The 17746-nt window shown below is 59.5% G+C and carries 12 protein-coding genes and 1 pseudogene; 2 read left to right on the top strand and 11 right to left on the bottom strand.

Annotated elements, in window-relative coordinates:
- The first annotated feature begins 20 nt into the window (after positions 1 to 20).
- Positions 21 to 902 (top strand): LysR family transcriptional regulator, encoded by an 882-nt coding sequence (locus tag IEQ42_RS03425; protein WP_210702549.1) that lies wholly within the window; start codon positions 21 to 23, stop codon positions 900 to 902.
- Positions 903 to 928: 26 nt separating this feature from the next.
- Here the strand turns inward: IEQ42_RS03425 and IEQ42_RS03420 are convergent, their stop codons facing one another.
- Both IEQ42_RS03420 and IEQ42_RS03415 read right to left on the bottom strand, forming a co-directional pair.
- A complete protein-coding gene (locus tag IEQ42_RS03420) occupies positions 929 to 1753 on the bottom strand; it encodes an SDR family oxidoreductase (protein ID WP_210702548.1) in 825 nt (274 codons plus the stop codon).
- 36 nt (positions 1754 to 1789) lie between these two features.
- A complete protein-coding gene (locus tag IEQ42_RS03415; RefSeq protein WP_042557745.1) occupies positions 1790 to 2254 on the bottom strand; it encodes a hypothetical protein in 465 nt (154 codons plus the stop codon).
- A gap of 183 nt (positions 2255 to 2437) precedes the next feature.
- Between IEQ42_RS03415 and IEQ42_RS03410 the strand changes: the two are divergent.
- Positions 2438 to 5169 (top strand): annotated as a pseudogene (locus tag IEQ42_RS03410) (RHS repeat domain-containing protein).
- A 78-nt stretch (positions 5170 to 5247) separates the two neighbouring features.
- Here IEQ42_RS03410 and IEQ42_RS03405 read toward each other — a convergent pair.
- The 9 genes from IEQ42_RS03405 to algK form a co-directional block, all read right to left on the bottom strand.
- A complete protein-coding gene (locus IEQ42_RS03405; RefSeq protein ID WP_210702547.1) occupies positions 5248 to 6699 on the bottom strand; it encodes a mannose-1-phosphate guanylyltransferase/mannose-6-phosphate isomerase in 1452 nt (483 codons plus the stop codon).
- A gap of 211 nt (positions 6700 to 6910) precedes the next feature.
- On the bottom strand, positions 6911 to 7567 hold the full coding sequence (locus IEQ42_RS03400) for an alginate O-acetyltransferase AlgF (protein WP_042557747.1): 657 nt from the start codon (positions 7565 to 7567) through the stop codon (positions 6911 to 6913).
- Positions 7568 to 7581: 14 nt separating this feature from the next.
- Complete coding sequence (locus IEQ42_RS03395; RefSeq protein WP_210702546.1) at positions 7582 to 8757, bottom strand: alginate O-acetyltransferase; 1176 nt, start codon at positions 8755 to 8757, stop codon at positions 7582 to 7584.
- A gap of 10 nt (positions 8758 to 8767) precedes the next feature.
- Positions 8768 to 10333 (bottom strand): MBOAT family O-acyltransferase, encoded by a 1566-nt coding sequence (locus IEQ42_RS03390; RefSeq protein WP_150594969.1) that lies wholly within the window; start codon positions 10331 to 10333, stop codon positions 8768 to 8770.
- A 214-nt stretch (positions 10334 to 10547) separates the two neighbouring features.
- Positions 10548 to 11672 (bottom strand): mannuronate-specific alginate lyase, encoded by a 1125-nt coding sequence (locus tag IEQ42_RS03385; RefSeq protein ID WP_210702545.1) that lies wholly within the window; start codon positions 11670 to 11672, stop codon positions 10548 to 10550.
- 8 nt (positions 11673 to 11680) lie between these two features.
- Positions 11681 to 13141, bottom strand: coding sequence for an alginate O-acetyltransferase (locus IEQ42_RS03380; protein ID WP_210702544.1), 1461 nt, complete (start codon positions 13139 to 13141; stop codon positions 11681 to 11683).
- A 10-nt stretch (positions 13142 to 13151) separates the two neighbouring features.
- Positions 13152 to 14723, bottom strand: a complete 1572-nt coding sequence (gene algG, locus IEQ42_RS03375; RefSeq protein ID WP_210702543.1) for a mannuronan 5-epimerase AlgG — start codon at positions 14721 to 14723, stop codon at positions 13152 to 13154.
- Positions 14724 to 14749: 26 nt separating this feature from the next.
- Complete coding sequence (locus IEQ42_RS03370; RefSeq protein WP_150688560.1) at positions 14750 to 16237, bottom strand: alginate export family protein; 1488 nt, start codon at positions 16235 to 16237, stop codon at positions 14750 to 14752.
- Positions 16234 to 17742, bottom strand: a complete 1509-nt coding sequence (algK, locus tag IEQ42_RS03365) for an alginate biosynthesis TPR repeat lipoprotein AlgK (RefSeq protein ID WP_210702542.1) — start codon at positions 17740 to 17742, stop codon at positions 16234 to 16236. The genes IEQ42_RS03370 and algK overlap by 4 nt, the downstream gene beginning before the upstream one ends.
- Positions 17743 to 17746: the final 4 nt, after the last annotated feature.

The following is a 17746-nucleotide window of genomic DNA, read 5'->3' as shown; positions in this document are numbered from 1 at the left end:
TGACAAGGAGTGCCGTGTACATGGTCAGCCTGGACCGTTTTGACACCTTTAAAGCCGTGGTCGAGGCCGGGTCGTTGACCGCCGCCGCCGATACGCTTGGGCAGACGCGGGCGGTGGTGAGCTTCAACCTCAAACGGCTGGAAGAGGAGCTGGGCGTCACGTTGCTCACCCGCAACACCCGGCAACTGGCGCTGACCGATGCCGGCGAGCGCTTCTATCGGCGCTGTTTGCGCACACTGGATGAAGCGCGACTGGCCATCGAGGAGGCCCGTTCCGAGCACTCACAGCTAAAGGGCACGTTGCGCATCACCACCACCGTGGAATTTGCTTTGGCGCAGGTGGTGCCGGCGCTGGAAGTGTTTCGTCAGCAGCAGCCGCAATTGAATATTCACCTGTCCACTTCCTCGACCCACGCGGATCTGATCTCTGAACGTTTTGATCTGGCGATTCGTCTCGGGCGCATGCACGATTCCAATCTGCGCGCGGTGCAGTTGTCGACGTTCGAGGTGTTTGCAGTGGCGGCGCCTGAGTTGGTCGAGCAGTTCGCTCCCGTCAGCACCCTGGCAGCGCTGGAGTCGATGCCGACACTGGGACATGGACGCGTACCGGAAATGACGGTCACCGACCCGGCCGGCAGCGAGCATTTCTATCAGCCAAAACCGGGGACGACCGCGATCGTTGCGGACAACTCGGCAACGCTGCGGGCATTTGCATTGACCGGGCAGGGCGTGGCCATTCTGCCGCAGTGGCTGATCCAGGAAGATCTCGACGCCGGACGGTTACAGCGCTTGTTGGCGGACTACCGTTTTGCCCAGCAAGGCGTGTACGCACTGTACCCGGATACCCGGCATTTGCCGCTTAAAGTGCGGGCGTTCATTGATTTCATGAAGGGCTGGGGTTGAGATTTCGCGATGGGCTCAACCCGCTCTCAGAGTTGCCCACGCAAGCCGAACCGCTTCATCAACGTCGACTCCAGCAACCCCTTGGGCAGTAACGCCGCCAGCATCGGCAATGCGCGGCTGCCATTGCCGATGCGGATCAGCCGTGGTGGTTTGCTCTGCTGCACGGCTTTAAGCAGTTCAGTAGCAAAGTCTCGGGCCGGCGTCGGTTTGTCCTGCGACGCCTTGGCCCGCGCGCGAATGCCTTCACGCAAGGGAAACCACGGTGACTGCTCGTTGATCAACTGCTCGGCCTCATGCCCGGCATTCTTTGCGAAACTCGACTGAATCGCCCCGGGCTGGACTTCCATCACGCGGATGCCGAACGGTGCCAGCTCCATACGCAACGCGTCGCTCAAGGCATGTACGGCGGCTTTCGAGGCACAGTAGGCGCCCGCAAATGGCGTGACCAGAACACCGGACACACTGCCAATATTCACGACAAGCCCTTTGCCCCGGCGCAGCACCGGAAACAGTGCGCGGGTGACGCCGACAATCGAGAACACGTTGGTTTCGAATTGACGCTGCATGGCGGGCACGCCGCCGTCGAGCAGCGGGCCCATGGCGCCGTAACCGGCGTTGTTGATCAGCACATCGAGGCCGCCGTGTTGCTGATTGATTCGCTCGCCGAGTTGCTCCAGGGCCGCGCCGTCATTGACGTCGAGCTGCACCGCAATGAACCCGGCTGATGTCAGCGCGGCGACATCTTCAGACTTGCGCGCGGTGGCCCAGACTTCGTAACCGGCGCTTGTGAAAACATCCGCCAGGGCGCGGCCGATGCCGCTGGAACAACCGGTGATCAACGCAACAGGCATGGCGCGTTCCTTGTGCAAAACGGTGGGGGAAGGGGATCAGTCGGAGAAGCTGCCCTGCAATCGCTCGGCGCGAAACTCCAGGGTTTGTGGGCGATAACCAGGCCGCAGCGGCGGCATCGGCAGGCAATCTTCCCAACTGCCGCCAGCCTGCAACTCGCCGGGGCCGCGATAGCGTGGCGCGGTGTATTGGTTATCGGCCAGATTGACGGTATCGCCCGGTGCGTAGGCCGCGATGCGCCAGCGCAGTTCGGTCAGCGGGACGTCGTTGCCGTTGTTCATCTTCAGTTGCAGCGGTCGATCTGCCGGGCATTGTTCGGGCGCATAGCTGATGCGCAGTTCCAGACGTGCCAGTTGCTTGACCTCGCGGTTATCGAGCCACACCACCCACATCGCCACCAGCGCGAGACCGACGGCCGCTGCGACCGAAACCGGTAGAGCCTTGGCGGGATAGCGCAGCAACAGGATCAGCCAGGTGATGACCAGCAGGACGCCGATGAACATGTTTGAACGCTCCTTGAACTCTTGCGCACCATCCTACCTAAGGGACGCCCCAATAGACATTCGTTGCGCAAGCGAATGCACCGTTGGTCGGAACTGTAATTTCTGACAGTAGGCATTCATGCCGTCCGACTGCTTTGATGCCGACAGACGAAAAGGACGTCGCGACCGTGCGGAGCAAACCACATGAACGTGCACAGCAGAACACCGACGCTTTCGGCGCACGACCCGCGTGGGTTGCCGGTTCGTACGGTCGACTATTGCCGCACCGAGGTGGTTGAACCTGCTCAAACCCGCATCAACCGCACGTTGCATGACGTAGCCGGGCGCGCTGTCGCCCAGTGGGATCCACGTTTATGGTCGTTGCACATGAGCGATCCGCTGACTCCGGCGAATCTGACTTCGGTGTATTTGCTGAACGGCCAGGTGCTGCGCTCGGACAGCGTTGATGCCGGCATGCAGATCGCCTTGCACGGTGTGGGGGCGCACGTGCTGTTCGATTGGGACAGTCGTGGCACTCGTCGCGAAACACAACACGATCTGATGCTGCGTCCGTTGGCGGTGTTTGAAGAAGGCGAATCGCAACCTCGGCTATGCGTCGAACGCTTCATGTATGGCCAGCCCGATGCGGCTGACCCGACCCGCAACCAGCTCGGCCAGTTGCTTCGCCATGATGATCCGGCGGGCAGTCTGCTGTTCGAAAGCTTTTCCATCAGCGGCCAATGCTGCGAAAACAGCCGACATTTCACCCTGCAACCCTGCAACCCGGTATGCCGGATTGGCCCGAACCGATTGATGAACGGGCACGGTTGCTGGAGCCCGGCGAGGGCGCAACGACCCGATGGCGTTTCGGGCCACAGGGCCAGGTGATCGAACAGGTCGATGCGCGGGGCAATCGGCATTTCAGCGAGTTCACCCTCGATGGCCGTCTGCGCGCCAGTCATCTGCAACTGAAACATCAAACCGGGCCGCAAACGCTGGTCTCTGACATAGCCCACAACGCTGACGGACAAGTCACGCAGGAGTTGGCGGGCAACGGGGTGCTGACAGCACTGACCTATCGGCCCGAAGATGGTCGCCTGCTTGAGCGCAGTGCTGTAAAGGCCAACGGCACGGCGTTGCAGCTTCTTCGCTACGAATATGACCGGGTGGGCAACGTGCTGAGCATCGAGGACAAGGCACTGCCGATTCGTTATTTCGCCAATCAGCGCATCGACCCCATCAGTCGGTTTACGTACGACAGTCTGTACCAATTGAGCGAGGCAACCGGGTGGGAGGCGGGGGCCGCGAGTCAGGGGCCAGAGTCTCTGGATCGCAATGATCCGGCGGCGTTGAGCAATTACCGCCAGAGCTATCGCTACGACGAATCCGGCAACCTGCTTGAGCTCAAGCATGTGGGTATGCGCAGCGGACGAAAGCTCAAAGCCGCGCGATGCAGCAATCGCTGTCTGCCTTATCGCAACGACGTACCGCCCACGGAAGAGGAAATCGCCGCGGCGTTCGATCCCCGTGGAAATCTGCGGACGCTGGAAGCAGGGCGCTCGTTGACGTGGGGTCTGCGTAATGAGTTGCAGTCGGTCACGCCGGTGGAGCGGGTCAGTGGGCTCAATGACATCGAGCAATACGTTTACGACGGTGGCGGACAGCGGGTGCGCAAGACGCGTTCATTGCAGACAAACTCTCGCGGCGTCGTCGGCGAAGTACGCTATTTACCGGGACTGGAATTGCGCAGTGACCGTAGCAGCGCAGCACAACTGCAAGTCATCAGCGCCGAGGGCGGTCTCAATTCCGTACAGGTTTTACATTGGGACAGTGCACCACCGACTGGCGCCAACGACCTCTATCGGTACAGCCATACTGATCATTTGGGCTCGACCAGTCTGGAGCTGGGCGAGGATGCCCGCATCATCAGTCAGGAAACATTTCTCCCGTTTGGCGAGACGGCGTGGAGCAAGGACACCGAAGTCAGTTACAAAACCCTACGTTATTCGGGCAAGGAGCGGGATGCGACGGGGCTGTACTACTACGGTTATCGCTATTACATGCCGTGGTTGCAGCGCTGGCTTAATCCGGACCCGGCGGGAGTAGAGGCAGATGGCCTCAATCTTTTTCGAATGGTTCGCAATAATCCGCTGACGTTTTCTGACGAATATGGAGAGAAGCCCGTATCTGAATCGGCGGTAGGCACCGCAATCGATATATTTGAGTCGTTCAAGGAAAATTACAGTGACACCGACAGAGTGCTGCCTTACACAATGATGAGCGAAATCACCCAAGGCAAACTGAAGTTCAAGACAGCGAAGGCATCACCTGCGGTACTTGAAAAAACCACGCCTCTGCGATTTTCCTTGCGCCACTATTCTTATAATCGCGAAAACAAAGGAGCGGTGCCGTCTCATATGGAGATCAAGTCAAATTTTTCTCTGGTCATTAGTCAGAAGATGAAGTTGGGCGGAAAAAGTGGGAATACCAGCGAGAAGGATTGGACCAAGGCAGGAAATATGGGATTTACCTTTTTTCTTTTGGCCATAAACGGAGAGGTGAACGAGCGCAGATTTCTCGCGGGCATGACGCATTTCGCAGAGTATGACCTTGAGGACGACAGGGGGCTCAAGGAAGCATTTGGCGACAGCTTTGATAGCCTTGAGTTTTTTGCTTCTCCGGATGTGCTCGATCCGAAACACTCATCCGATATGAGCGCAGTTCCGATGATAAAAGGCCGGTTGAAAGAGTTGAAGGCAGTGCTGTTAGGCAATTCTGGAATCAGTCCGGTGCAAGTAGGAAGAATGAATTCACGGACAATGTTGGACAGTCTCGACAAGTCGTTCCACGGAACACTTGAAATCAAGATCCCGGGGGCAGTGAAAGTCGGTAAATGGCATTCGAAAGCTACGACTGTAAATCGTAATGTGGCGTGAAGGTCGTAAAAAAGCCCAACCTGCTGCGGATAGGGGACGCAGTGGGTTGGGCGAGGACTTCTTGTCTTGCGGATCGATTTACTGCGCGATGGTTTTCACCGACACGCCGCGCTCGATCGGGGTGGAGCGGCCGTAGATATCTTCAAAGCGCTCGATATCGTCTTCACCCAGGTACGAACCCGATTGCACTTCGATGATTTCCAGCGGGATCTTGCCCGGGTTGCGCAGGCGATGCACCGAGGCGATCGGGATGTAGGTCGACTGGTTTTCGCAGAGCAGGAACACGTTGTCATCGCAGGTCACTTCGGCGGTGCCGCTGACCACGATCCAGTGTTCGGCGCGGTGGTGGTGCATTTGCAGCGACAGGCACGCGCCCGGTTTGACCGAGATGTGCTTGACCTGGAAACGCCCGCCCATGTCCACCGAGTCGTATGAACCCCACGGACGATAGACTTCGCAATGGTTCTGCGTTTCGCTGCGGCCCTGCTCGTTGAGGGTGTTGACCATCTGCTTGACGCCCTGGACCTTGTCCTTGTGGGCAATCATCATCGCGTCCTTGGTTTCGACCACAACGATGTTTTCCAGACCGATCACCGACACCAGTTTGCCGTTGCCGTGGATCATGCAGTTCTTGCTGTCCTGAATCACCACATCACCTTTGGTGACGTTGCCGTTGGCGTCCTTCTCGTTGACTTCCCACAGCGACGACCAGCAACCAACATCGCTCCAGCCGGCGGTCAGCGGCACGACGCAGGCGCGCTGGGTTTTTTCCATGACGGAGTAGTCGATGGAGTTGTCCGGGCAGCAGGCGAAAGTGGCTTCGTCCAGCGTGACGGTGTCGGCATCCTGCGCGCTACGCTCAAGGGTCAGCAGGCAGGTGTCGTAGATGTCCGGATCGTGTTTTTTCAGCTCTTCGAGGAAGCGGCTGGCGCGGAACAGGAACATGCCGCTGTTCCAGTAGTAACCGCCAGATTCGACGTACTCGGTGGCGCGTTTGACGTCAGGTTTTTCGACAAAGTGCGAGACGCGGCTGACGCCTTCGGGCAGCAGCGAATCAGCGGTGGACTTGATGTAGCCGTAGCCGGTTTCCGGTTTGGTCGCCGGTACGCCGAACAGCACCATTTCGCCGTTTTCGGCAGCGACGGTGGCCAGGGCCAATGCACGTTGCAGGGCTTTCTGGTCTTCCAGCACGTGGTCGGCCGGCAGCACCAGCATCAGTTCGTCACGACCTTCATTGACCAGCATCATCGCGGTCAGCGCCACGGCTGGCGCAGTGTTGCGGCCGAACGGTTCCATCAGGATGCGCTGGCATTCGAGTTTGCGGTTGGCCAACTGCTCGTTGACGATGAAGCGGTGATCCTTGTTGCAGACCACGATGGGGGTGTCCATGCCTTCGAACACCAGGCGTTCCAGGGTTTGCTGGAACAACGTGTGTTCGCCGGTCAGGGCGAGGAATTGCTTAGGGAACTGCTTGCGCGAAAGCGGCCAAAGACGTGAGCCGCTACCACCTGACAAGATCACCGGAATCATATTGTTTACTCCATAAAATCGATTGGGTTAGAGCCACGAACGCTGTGTCGTTTCACTCTTGTTTTTGTTTCGTACCCGAACTCTCACCTCGGTCCCTGTGGGAGCCTGGCTTGCCAGCGATGGCATCACCTCGGTGCATCTGCAGAACCGCGGTGTCTGCATCGCTGGCAAGCCAGCTCCCACAGGGAGCCGGGTCAGTTCGGAAAATTGATTAGCGCGTCGATACCGGGCGTTTCACCCAGACTGGCGACAGGCTGCTGCCGGAACCGGTGACGTACAGCACCGCCGCTTCACCGCGCTCCAGAGCGACCGGCTTCACGTCGCCGACTTTCTTGTCGCCTTCGTACAGCGCCAGGCTGACTTTCACCGGGTTGATTTCACGTTCGCCACGGCCCTTGGCCGCAACGGTTTTGACCACTTCAGTCTTGCCGTCGGCAGTTTTCAGGGTCAGCGGCTTGTCGCTGAGGTTCTGCACGCGCACCAGGGATTTCTGCTTGTTCTTGAACGGCGGCTCTTCGATCAGTTGCGGCGCGCCGGAAGCGTTGTTGACCAGGGTGTAGTAGTGATCACCGGCGAGTTTCACCGGCAGGGTCTGGCTGCCGACCTTGGCGCTGTAGTCGCCGCCCGGCATGAAGCTGAAGTCGCTGCTGGCCAGTGGCGCAACATCGCTCAGGTTGGTGCTGCCAACGGTGGCGCTGACTTCAGCGTTGCTGGCGTTATAGATGCGCACGAAGCTCGAGCCTTTTGGCGCCGTAGGGCCGTAAAGGGCAGCATCGCCACCCGCGAAGGCAGGTACGGAAAGCACGCTGAGGCCAGCAACCAGAGCGAAGCTTTTAGCGAGACGGCGAGGAGTAGTAGTGAAAGTCATGGTGTACCTCTCTTTCAGTTTTGCGCCCGGTCGGGCGTCTCGGATTTAGTGTTTGCAGCTACGTTTTGTTGGCGTGCGCCGGCTTGTTTAAGCTCTGCGACCCACTGCGGGTCGGCGTCACCGATTTCGTTGTTCACAGGCAGATAACGTTCAGGAAACTCCCAGATCAGCACTTGTGGCGGGCTGTTCTTGAAGTCATCGCTTTTGAGGTAGCTGAGCATCGGCAGGATCGGGCCGTGGCCGTCTTCGGCGTAGCTCACGACGTCGCTATGCAGCGCTTGTTTCAGCGCACCGACGAAGTTCCAGTTCGGGTTGGCGCTGTAGCTGGTGCCGATCAGCGCGACCGGTACTTCGCTGTTGGCGAACAGGGCGTCGTCACCGGCAGGTTGTTCGCCAGCGGCTACGGTGTTGCGCTTTTGCAGCGGCTCTTGCGCCGGCATCAGGTTTTCGAACAGCGGATCAAGCGGCAGGAACAGACGCAGATCGCCCTTGTGCGTGACCTTTTCCGCCGGCGTGGTGACGAAACGCTGCGGCTCGCCGCTGAGCGGGAACTTGTCGGCGATGGTCTTGGCCAGGGTGTTGGCGGCAACTTCGGCACCCTCTGGGGTCCAGTGAGTGTCGGTGCGCAGGAACACTTGCTGACCGTTCTGCTTGGCCTGTTGCAATGGCTTGAGCAGATCGGGTGCAAGGATCTTGTCCGCGGCAACCCGTGCGTGGAAGTCCTCATAAAGGTTGGCGTGAATGCTCGCCGGTTTCACTTCACCCAGGTGCTCCGGGTACAGACGAACCTTGGCCGGCACGATCGCCATCACCAGTTTCACGCCTTTGTCTTTGAGGGTCTGGCGCACGCCTTCGACCAGCGCGTAATTGCCTTGCAGGTTCAGCTCTTCGTTGACGATCGGGTTGAATTCCTCATCGCTGTACAACCATTGATCGCGACCGAGCACGACGCCCGGACGACCTTCGTTGAACAGTTTGAAATCCAGCGCGGCCCAGAGATTGGTACCCAGGCGCTTGATCGGAAACTCTTCGTCGTAATGAGTCTCCACAGCCTTGGTCCAGCGACCGTTGAGCACCGTCGCTTCGGCGTTGGTGCTGAAGCCGAAGAAGCTGCGAACCGACCATAGACCCAGGACCAGCAGGGTCACCAGGAACAGGGCGATGTAGAAGATGCGTAATGAGCGGGTCATGTCAGATCCCTCAGAACTGGAAGTAAAGGAACGGCGAGAAGCTTTGCGCCGAGAGTTTGAGAATCGAGGCAATGAACAGCAGCAGAATCACGGCGCGCATTGCGTAGCGCGACCAGTCAGCGGTCCAGTAGGCCGGTTGCACCTGGGCTTCGACGCCGACGGTGTAGCCTGGCTCGTGGATGCTTGCCGGGTTGTCGCCGGGCACCGCTTTGATCATTCCTGGAGTTGCAGTGGCAGGGCCGTCGGCCTCGACGTTGACTTCAGGTTTGGCCTTGACCGGTGGCTGATTGGTGTACAGGTCACGCAGGCCGAAGAACGCCAGCGTCACGTACGCCACCACCAGAGTGGCCACTTGCAGACCGGTGAGGCTGGCCTGATTGAGTTCCGACAGCGACCATTCGCCGAAGCTGAACATCGCGCCGTACATGCGACCGGCAACGTGCAGGTTCTCTGCGCGGAAGATCACCCAGCCCATCACCACCAGCAGGAAAGTCAGGGCCCAGCGGATCGGGTTGAGGCTGCGTGGCGAGGTGTTCAGGCCCAGCGCTTTCTCGATGGCCAGCCACATGCCGTGCCAGGCGCCCCAGACGATGTAGGTGATGTTCGCGCCGTGCCACAGACCACCCAGAAGCATGGTCAGGAACAGGTTGCGATAGGTCATCAACGTACCTTTACGGTTACCGCCGAGGGTGATGTACAGGTAGTCACGCAGCCAGGTGGACAGGCTGATGTGCCAGCGACGCCAGAACTCGGTGATCGACTGACTGATGTACGGCTGCTTGAAGTTTTCCATGAAGCGAAAACCCATCATCAAGCCCAGACCAATCGCCATGTCGCTGTAACCGGAGAAGTCGAAATACAGTTGCGCGGTGTACGCCAGCGCACCCAGCCAGGCATCGCCCGTGGTCGGGTTTTGCAGGGCGAAGCAGTGGTCGGCAACTACCGCCAGGGTGTCGGCGATGAAGACCTTCTTGATGAAACCCTGCATGAACCGCGTGCAGCCCTCGGAGAACTTGTCGAGGGTGTGCGTGCGGTTGTTGAACTGGTCGGCGAGGTCGCGGAAACGCAGAACCGGGCCGGCAATCAGGTGCGGGAAGATCGCCACGAAGGCCGCGAAGTCGATCAGGTTGCGCGTCGCCGGGGTGTCACCGCGATACACGTCGATGATGTAGCTGATCGACTCGAAGATGTAGAACGAGATACCGATCGGCAATAGCACGTGGGTCAGGATGAACGGCGACAGACCGACCGAGGTCATCATCGCGTTGATGCTGTCGACACCAAAGTTGGCGTACTTGAAGTAGCCAAGGATGCACAGATCCACTGCCACGCCGAGCAACAGCCAGCGTTGCGCCGGTTTGGTCCGTACGCCGGCAGCACCGACTTTCAGGCCGATCCAGTAGTTCCACAGCGTGACGGCAGCGAACAGCGCCAGGAAGTCCACCCGCCACCACGCATAGAACACGTAGCTGGCGAGTAGCAGCAGCAGATTGCGATAACGAATTCCGCTCAGGTAGTACATGCCGAGAAAGATCGGCAAGAACAGAAACAGGAACACGTTGGATGAAAATACCATCCCGATCTCTCCAGTTTTAACCAACAGTCAAGGGCCAAAGCCCCCCCAAACCCCCCACCGAAAAACCGGAGGGCCAACTCACAAATCTCTAAACCTGACACTGACCCCTGTGGGAGCGAGCCTGCTCGCGAAAGCGTCGTGTCAGTCGACATCACTTTTGAATGTCAGACCGTATTCGCGAGCAGGCTCGCTCCCACAGGTTTTGCGTCTGGTCTTACGAACCTTTGTTGCCCTTTTCATGGGACGGGTCGTAGACCTTGGTCAGATCCCCGCCAAGGCGGAAGGTCTTGAACGGTTGCATATCGCGCTTCTTCTCGATCACATCGGCCGGGCAGGTGTAGAGGGTGCAGAACGGTTCGAGCCAGGCGAATTTGGAGTCGACCTTGAGGTCGTCCATGTCTTGCTCTTTGCCATTCTTCTTCTCGAATTCATCCGGGTCTTTAACACCCGACAACACCCGATCACCCAGACGCTTCAGCGCGGCGTTGTTTTCCTGACGCAGATCGACACCGTTGACCTGGGCAAAACTGGCGATCATCGCCAGCGGCGGCAGGGCGTAGTTGTGGTAGGCGAGGGCGCGTTGCTTACGCTTGAGTTCGTTCGGCAGGAAACCATCGGCGTCGACCTGATTCACGCCGACCTTGTATTCCTTCACTGCCCAGTCAAACAGGTCGCGGCGGTTGGTGGCGATGGACGTCGCCATTACCGACCAGGCAGCCCAGTACGAGTGGTTGTTGGTTTTTTCCAGCGGCAGGTTGTCCCAATCGCTGACGACCTGGTCGGCCATTTTGCTGAACCACGCCTCGATCAACTGCGCTTGCTGCTGATGCTGCGCCAGCGGATGCGAGTCGGAGAATTTCAGGCGAATGTACGACGAGGCCATGCTGCCCAGCGCCCATTTGCGCATCGACTTGCCGGTGTGGTTGAAGTCTTTCGACATCAAGGCGTCAGCCTTGGCCCACGCGGTCAGCCAGTTGAGCGTGCATTCGAGCTGCTCCGGGCGACCGTCGCGCATGAACTGCATCACGCGTTTGGCGGTGCCGCGTTCCAGCGTGGTGATGTCTTTGGTGGTGTCGCGGAAGGCTTTTTCCGACTCCACGTTCAGGGTCGAACGAGCCTTGTCCGAGCCTTCGTATTTGCTGCGAAACTGCAGCGCGCCGGTGTACGGCGTCGGCATTGCATCGCAGCCTTCGCTTTTGTCGCCAGTCTTGAATTTATCCACCGGGGCGAAATAGCCCTGAGGTGGACGCAATGGCGCGGCGGCCTGCGCGGTGCCGGCGAAGATCGCCAGCCCGAGCAGCGTCGGCGCTAAAAGAGTTTTCAATTTCGGATTTCGCATAGCAGACCTCATTGCCCGACCTGAGCGGTTTGTTGCCCAGCGCCCGGGAATACGTTGCGTTTGCAGATTTTCGCTTCGACTTTCTGTGGCGCGGCGCCCGCTTCCGGGCCCTGGACTTCGACTGCCAGCAGGTTCTGCGAGGCCCAGTCTTCGTCCGTGCGCAACTCAAAGGCGAAACGACCGTCGGTGTCGGAGGTTTCCGGCTTCTCGATCTTGATGTCCTCGTGGCGACCGTTCATGTACCAGAGGGTGGCTTGCAGGGTTTTCACCGAGGTGTCGGCGAAGCGAATGTCGACCTGATGGCTGCTGTTCTGCAGGTTCAGGTTCTTGCTGTTGACCAGCAGTTCTTGTTTGCTGCCCGGCTTCAGTGTGGCGCTGCCGGTCATCTGTGCATCTTTGCCTTCGCAGCCGTTGTCGAGCAGCGCCATCATCTGGCGGTAGATGGTTTCCTGGTCGAGGCGATACAGCGGCGAGAATTCCCAGATGAGAATTTTCGGCGGGGTTTTCTGGAATTCGTCGCTGCCCAGGTACTGCAACATCGAACCTTCCAGACCACCGCCCGGGAACGCGACGTTGAGGATGTCGGCGCCAATCGACTCCTGGAGGAAACCGGCGAAGTTGTAGTTCTTGCCGCTGTGCGAGGTGCCGACCAGGGTGATTTGCGGGTTGCCGGAATCACCGAACAGGTCGCCGTCGCCCGCTTCGCCTTTCGGCTCGGTGGTGAACTGGTCCATGTACTGGATCGCGTAACTGGTACCGCACAGTTGTCCGGCCATGTTGTGCAAGGTGCCGGTCTTGCCCATGCGGCCGGACTTCTTGGTCTCGAACTCACGCTTGGGAATGTCGGCGAAGGCCGGGATCTGCTTGACCTTCTCGGCGACGATTTTTGCCGTGCGCTGTGCGCCGTATGGTGTCCAGTGCTGGTCGCCACGGAAGTAGAAGTCGTGGGCGGGCAGGGTGTCTGGCAGCGATTCATTGGTCAGCGGCGACAAGTCCGGCACCACGTAACCCATCTTGGCGAAACGGCCGAGCATGGTCTTGTAGTTGCCCAGCGCCTTCTCGTAATCGAACGCGGCTTTTTCCTGCGGGTTGAGCTTGTTGCGGTTCACCAGGCCTCGGGTCGGCTGATAGACAATCACCAGCTCGACGCCTTTGCTCTTGAACGCATCGTGCAGCTGTTGCATGCGTTTGTAGCCGGCCGGGGTGGTGTTGAATTCGGTGCGCAGGTCTTCTTGCGTACGGAACAGCCAGTCGCCTTGCGCCTGTACCAGCGTGGTGAAGTTCTGCTGATAACGCGTGGTGTAGTTCTTCGCGTCATGCGCTTCCGGGCACAGGTTGCAGCACGGATCAGCGGTGAATTTGGGCGGCGTGACGGCGCTGGCTTCATCTGCGCGGGCACCATTGCTGGCCGCCAGAATGCCCATGGTCAGGGCCGACAGGCTGAGTAATTTGATCAAGTGTGGGTGCATAAAATTATCCTCAGTCCTGCATTTCGGTCTGGCGTTCGACAGGGTCGATCAGCACGGCTTTCTGCTGGCGCACCAGCAGGTCAAGAATTTCATCCTGGCGCTCGCCCAGGATGCCGTTGAAGCTGATGCCGCTGGATTTGGTCGGCGCCAGCATCGATACGCGATACAGCTCAACACTCAACGGCGAGTCGATCGACAGCGGGCCGCTGCCATTGGCCGCCAGTTCACCGCCGACCACGATCAGCGACACCTGCGCATCGAACGGATCGAGCTCGATGTCGCGGTCGGTGTCGGTCAGGTCTTTGATGTGGCCGTAGACGCCGGTCAGACCGTTCGCCATGGCGATGTTTTCGTAGAGGCGAATGTTCACGCTGTTACGAATGCGGATGCCGTGGCGCTTGTTGCTGATGACCTTGTTGCCCCACAGCAGATTGTCGGCAGACTCGTAGAGGGTGATGCCGTCGGTGTGGTTCTTGTAGATCTCGTTGTAGGCAATGATGTTGTTGACGCTGTTACGGTCGATCACCAGGCCCGAGAGTTTGTTGTCGTAGCTTTTGTTGTTGAAGATGAAGCTGTCGTCCACTTCGCGGGAAATGATGATCCCGTGCTTCTTCTTCGTACCGTAAACGGTGTTCTCGGCAATGATCAGGCCGTGTGAACGGTCGTGCGGGTCGATGCCGTAGACGATGTTGTCTTTGTAGGTGTTGCCCTTGACCACGAAGTCGCGGGTTTCATAGCAGTAGAAGCCGTACCACATGTCCGAGAACTCGGAACCGACGATCCAGCCAGTCGGCTCGGCGCGCTTGAGGACCTTGGCCATGTTCGGCGTGTACTGGGAAATACTCACACCGTACGACTTACTGTTGGCGTAGCCGAAGCTGGCCATCTTGCTGTTGACGATGTAAGTCTCGGTACCGCCCCAGGCGAGCAGGAACGGGCGGAATTCTTTCGGCGAGCGGAAGGTGGCCGGGCCGTTTTCCTTCTCGCGCCAGCCAGTGATTTTGGTATCACGCACGAACAGCTGACCGTCGTTGACCAGGAACGACCCGGCCTCTTGGGACAGGCGCAATTCCTGCGTCTGGCCGTCGATGTCGAGGATGCCCTTGCGGCCAACCACGATCGGCAACTTGGCCAGGTACACACCCGGCGCGGTTTCGCTGAAGTACTGCTTGGGCAGTTTCTTCGCCAGATCCTTGAGGTTCATGTAGCCGTCGTCGACGAAGATCGCCTGCGGAATGCCGTGCTGACGCACCACCCATTCAGCCATCTTGTTGTCGCCGCCGATGAAGTCCTTCAGGGCGTCTTCCTGCATCATCCGGCGCACGCTGACCTTGCCCGCTTTGCTGCGAACGATCTTCGCGGCGGCGGCTTCGGCGGTGTAGCCGGAGATGTCAGGCAGTGTCGGCGCGGCCAGGTTCAGCGCCTCGGTCGGTGCGCTGCTGACGGTATACGTCTTGGCTTGTTGCAGCTCTTTCGCCGTGGTTGCTGGCTTGGCCGGCTCCACGCTGGCGAAGGCACCTGCCGAGGCCAGCAGCATCGCGCCGGCCAGCAGGCTGAGTGAGCCTTTGCGGGCACTGTTCATGTCGGGCACTCCCTTGGCGGTTGGCATCAGAAGCGCCAGATCACGTCGATGAACGCGCGGTGCATGTACGAGTCGACTTCTTTGCCGTAGGCATCGCCCGGCTTGAACACGCCGCCACGAAAACGCACCAGGGCCGAAGGCTCATCGATCGACTGGCTCAACGCCGCTGGCAACAGGCCTTGCTTGAAGTACTTGGTGACGACCAGATCCATCTCCTGACCCATGTCCTTGTTGCCGTCTTCAAGCGGCAACGAGGTGCTGGACAAGATGGCGCCGGTGACGTCGTCGGTGTTGTTCTCGACGGCGTTGATACCGTTGCTGCCGACTGGCTTGTTGCCGTCGACGCGCCAGAATTTGTGGTAGATCAGGCTGGCGTCGTACTCGTCATTGAGCATCCACGAACCGAACAACGTAGCGGTCTGCATGTTGTTCATTTCGCCACGGAACGCTTCGCCGAAACGGTGAACGCGTGAACGTGTACCGGTGTAGTTCGAGCGGTTGCTTTCCAGACCGGTCTGTTCGTAATCGGCGCTGGCGCGGGCATAGGCGGCACCGACTTGCCACTGTGGATCGAGGCGCAGACGCACACCGATGTCAGTAGCCCAGCCGTTGACGTCATCGCTGCGTTTGGCTTGCGTCGGGCGGCTGCCATCGGCGTTCAGCGCGTTGACCGTGTCGCGGTCGCCGCTCATGCCGGTGATGCTGCCCCAGTAGTTGACGGTGTTGGTGTTGCGCCAGTTATAGGCATCGCTGTCGGCGGTCAGGCCGATCCAGCTGATGTCGCCATTCTCTTTCTTGTCCAGCGAATCGCCGGCAACGCCGGGTTCCGGATAGTCGAGTTTGCCGTCATCGTGAGTATGGTGACCGCGAATCCCGACCCAGTTGCCCGGTGTCCACTGGTAAGCGGCATCGGCGTAAGCGTGCAGGCGATCCTTGTCTTTGGGCGCCAGCTCTTTGAGGTCAGTGCGGTACTCGCTGAAGCGTTCGGCAACACCGGCGTTGGCGCGCAACAGGGTGGTGTCGAAGGTCCAGTTCAGCGCTTCGATGTTGGTGTCGCGCCATTGGCCGTCGTCATTGCGCAGGCGTTGGCGACCGAGTTTGAGCATCTCGCCGGGGTAGGGCGTGAGGCCGCTGTAGCCGACCCAGAATTCGCGCATCGCCAGGTAGTTTTTCTTGGTCTTGCGATCACCGTTGTCGGTGGTCTGGGTGCCGTCGCTGTCGGACTGCTGCAGGGTGTCGGTCTCGATGATGTCGGTCGAGGTCACCGCTTGGCCCATGGCGTAGGCGCTCCACGCACCGCTCTCGCCGTAGACCCACGGACGCAGGTCGAGGCCGACACCGTTGACGTCGCCGCCACTGGCAGTACCGAGGTCACGGTCGTCTTCGGACTGGCCGGTGACTTTCACTTCCAGGCCGAAGTTTTTGCTTTCAGTCATCGCGGCCAGTGTCGGGCAAGACCAGATCAGCGCGAAGGTGAGGCCAATACCGGCCTTCACGAATGGATTGAGCTTCATAGTTTTTCCTCGCCGTCTTCTTCTTGCAGGGCGTGCAGTTGCAGCGTGTTCGGGTTCAGGGCGCCACGGCTGGCCCGTTCCTGTTGCAGCAGGCGCTGGGCTTCGGCCAGGCGCTCGGGCGGCAATTGGGCAGCGACAGTGGTCGCCAGCTCATCGGCCTGCGGGGTGTTTTGATCTTTGGCCAATTGGCTGAACACATAAGCGTTGAGCGGGTCGGGCTTGGTGCCCTTGCCTTGGGAAAACAGTTGGGCGATGGCGAAATCGGCGCTGTTCTGGCCGTTGCGCGCAGCGGTCAGCAGATGGTCGAGGGCCTTCTGCGGATAGACCTTGCCCAGGTAACCACGGCGATAGATCTGGCCGAGGTAATAGTCGGCGGCCACTTCACGACCGACGGCTTTCTGGAAATGTTCTTCGGCGACCTTGGCGTCGGCCGGGACCACTTTGCCTTCGTAGTAGAGCTTGCCCAGCAACAGCTCGGCGCGCGGCTGGTCGGCGGCGCGGCCGTTGTCCAGGTACTTCATCATCTGGTCGACGTCGCCCAGTTCCGGGAAGTCGTAGAGCAATTGCGCGAGGGTGACCCACGACGCCGGGTAGCCCGGAGCAATTGGCTCAAGCAGCGACTGCGCGGTTTTTTCGTCAGTCTTGCCCAGGGTCGAGTCTGCCAGCACACGGGCAACCGAATCGACACGCTGAGCGGTGACGGTGCCGCGGCTGTAACCGGCCTGCATCTGCTTGATCAGCTCGGCCTGTTGTTCGGGCTGGGCACGTTTCTGATAGACCGTGGCCAGTTCGACGTAGCAGATGTCGGTGGTGTTGAGCGCGGCTTTGCAGATGTTTTCCACGTCATCCAGATGCTGGTCGTAAGTGCCCTGGGTGCGATACAGCAGCACCTGCGCCAGACCTGCTTCCGGGTAGCCGGATTTGCGCCACTGATCGATCTTCTGCTGAGCGTTGATGTTCGGGAAGCTGCGCGGGTATTGCAGGTAGAGCATCGCCAGCGGGATCAACGTGTTGCGTTCGCCATTGGCGGCGGCTTTTTTCAGCAGGGTTTCGGCTTCGTGGTGCTCGGCCTCGGTCGAACCGGGCTTTGCCACCAGCAAGCGCCCCAGACGTCCCTGAGCACGCGGCGAAACACTGGCCGCTGCGCGATAAGTCGCTTCGGCCTGTTTCATTTGCGCAGGGTCGCGGCTATCGACCTGGATATCAGCGAGGCCCACTTGCGCTTCGCTGTAGCCCAGATCGGCCAGTTGCTGATAATTCTGCGCAGCGGTGGCGGTGTCGCCACGCTTGAGCGCTTCGTTGGCCAGGCGCTGATCGGGCAGGCCGGCGCAACCGGCCAGAGACACTGCCAGTGCCAATGCACACACTGATCCTTTGTGGGAGCTGGCTTGCCAGCGATTCAGGCGACTCGGTGTTTCAGCTAAACCACATTGATCCGATCGCTGGCAAGCCAGCTCCCACAGGGATCGTGGCGTTCTGAAAAGACTGGTGATAGTCACAGGCATGTCC

Origin of the sequence: Pseudomonas iridis (assembly GCF_017980685.1) — a bacterium.
GTDB lineage: Bacteria > Pseudomonadota > Gammaproteobacteria > Pseudomonadales > Pseudomonadaceae > Aquipseudomonas > Aquipseudomonas iridis.
The sequence above is the reverse complement of the archived record's forward strand: the minus strand, read 5'-3'. Positions and strand labels throughout refer to the sequence as shown.

Excerpts from the sequence above, each read along its gene's own strand:
- IEQ42_RS03380 (WP_210702544.1), bottom strand. The coding sequence starts at position 13,141 with ATGCACCCACACTTGATCAAATTACTCAGCCTGTCGGCCCTGACCATG.
- IEQ42_RS03425 (WP_210702549.1), top strand. The coding sequence starts at position 21 with ATGGTCAGCCTGGACCGTTTTGACACCTTTAAAGCCGTGGTCGAGGCC.
- IEQ42_RS03405 (WP_210702547.1), bottom strand. The coding sequence starts at position 6,699 with ATGATTCCGGTGATCTTGTCAGGTGGTAGCGGCTCACGTCTTTGGCCG.
- IEQ42_RS03370 (WP_150688560.1), bottom strand. The coding sequence starts at position 16,237 with ATGAAGCTCAATCCATTCGTGAAGGCCGGTATTGGCCTCACCTTCGCG.
- IEQ42_RS03420 (WP_210702548.1), bottom strand. The coding sequence starts at position 1,753 with ATGCCTGTTGCGTTGATCACCGGTTGTTCCAGCGGCATCGGCCGCGCC.
- algK (WP_210702542.1), bottom strand. The coding sequence starts at position 17,742 with ATGCCTGTGACTATCACCAGTCTTTTCAGAACGCCACGATCCCTGTGG.
- IEQ42_RS03390 (WP_150594969.1), bottom strand. The coding sequence starts at position 10,333 with ATGGTATTTTCATCCAACGTGTTCCTGTTTCTGTTCTTGCCGATCTTT.
- IEQ42_RS03395 (WP_210702546.1), bottom strand. The coding sequence starts at position 8,757 with ATGACCCGCTCATTACGCATCTTCTACATCGCCCTGTTCCTGGTGACC.
- IEQ42_RS03400 (WP_042557747.1), bottom strand. The coding sequence starts at position 7,567 with ATGACTTTCACTACTACTCCTCGCCGTCTCGCTAAAAGCTTCGCTCTG.
- IEQ42_RS03415 (WP_042557745.1), bottom strand. The coding sequence starts at position 2,254 with ATGTTCATCGGCGTCCTGCTGGTCATCACCTGGCTGATCCTGTTGCTG.
- algG (WP_210702543.1), bottom strand. The coding sequence starts at position 14,723 with ATGAACAGTGCCCGCAAAGGCTCACTCAGCCTGCTGGCCGGCGCGATG.
- IEQ42_RS03385 (WP_210702545.1), bottom strand. The coding sequence starts at position 11,672 with ATGCGAAATCCGAAATTGAAAACTCTTTTAGCGCCGACGCTGCTCGGG.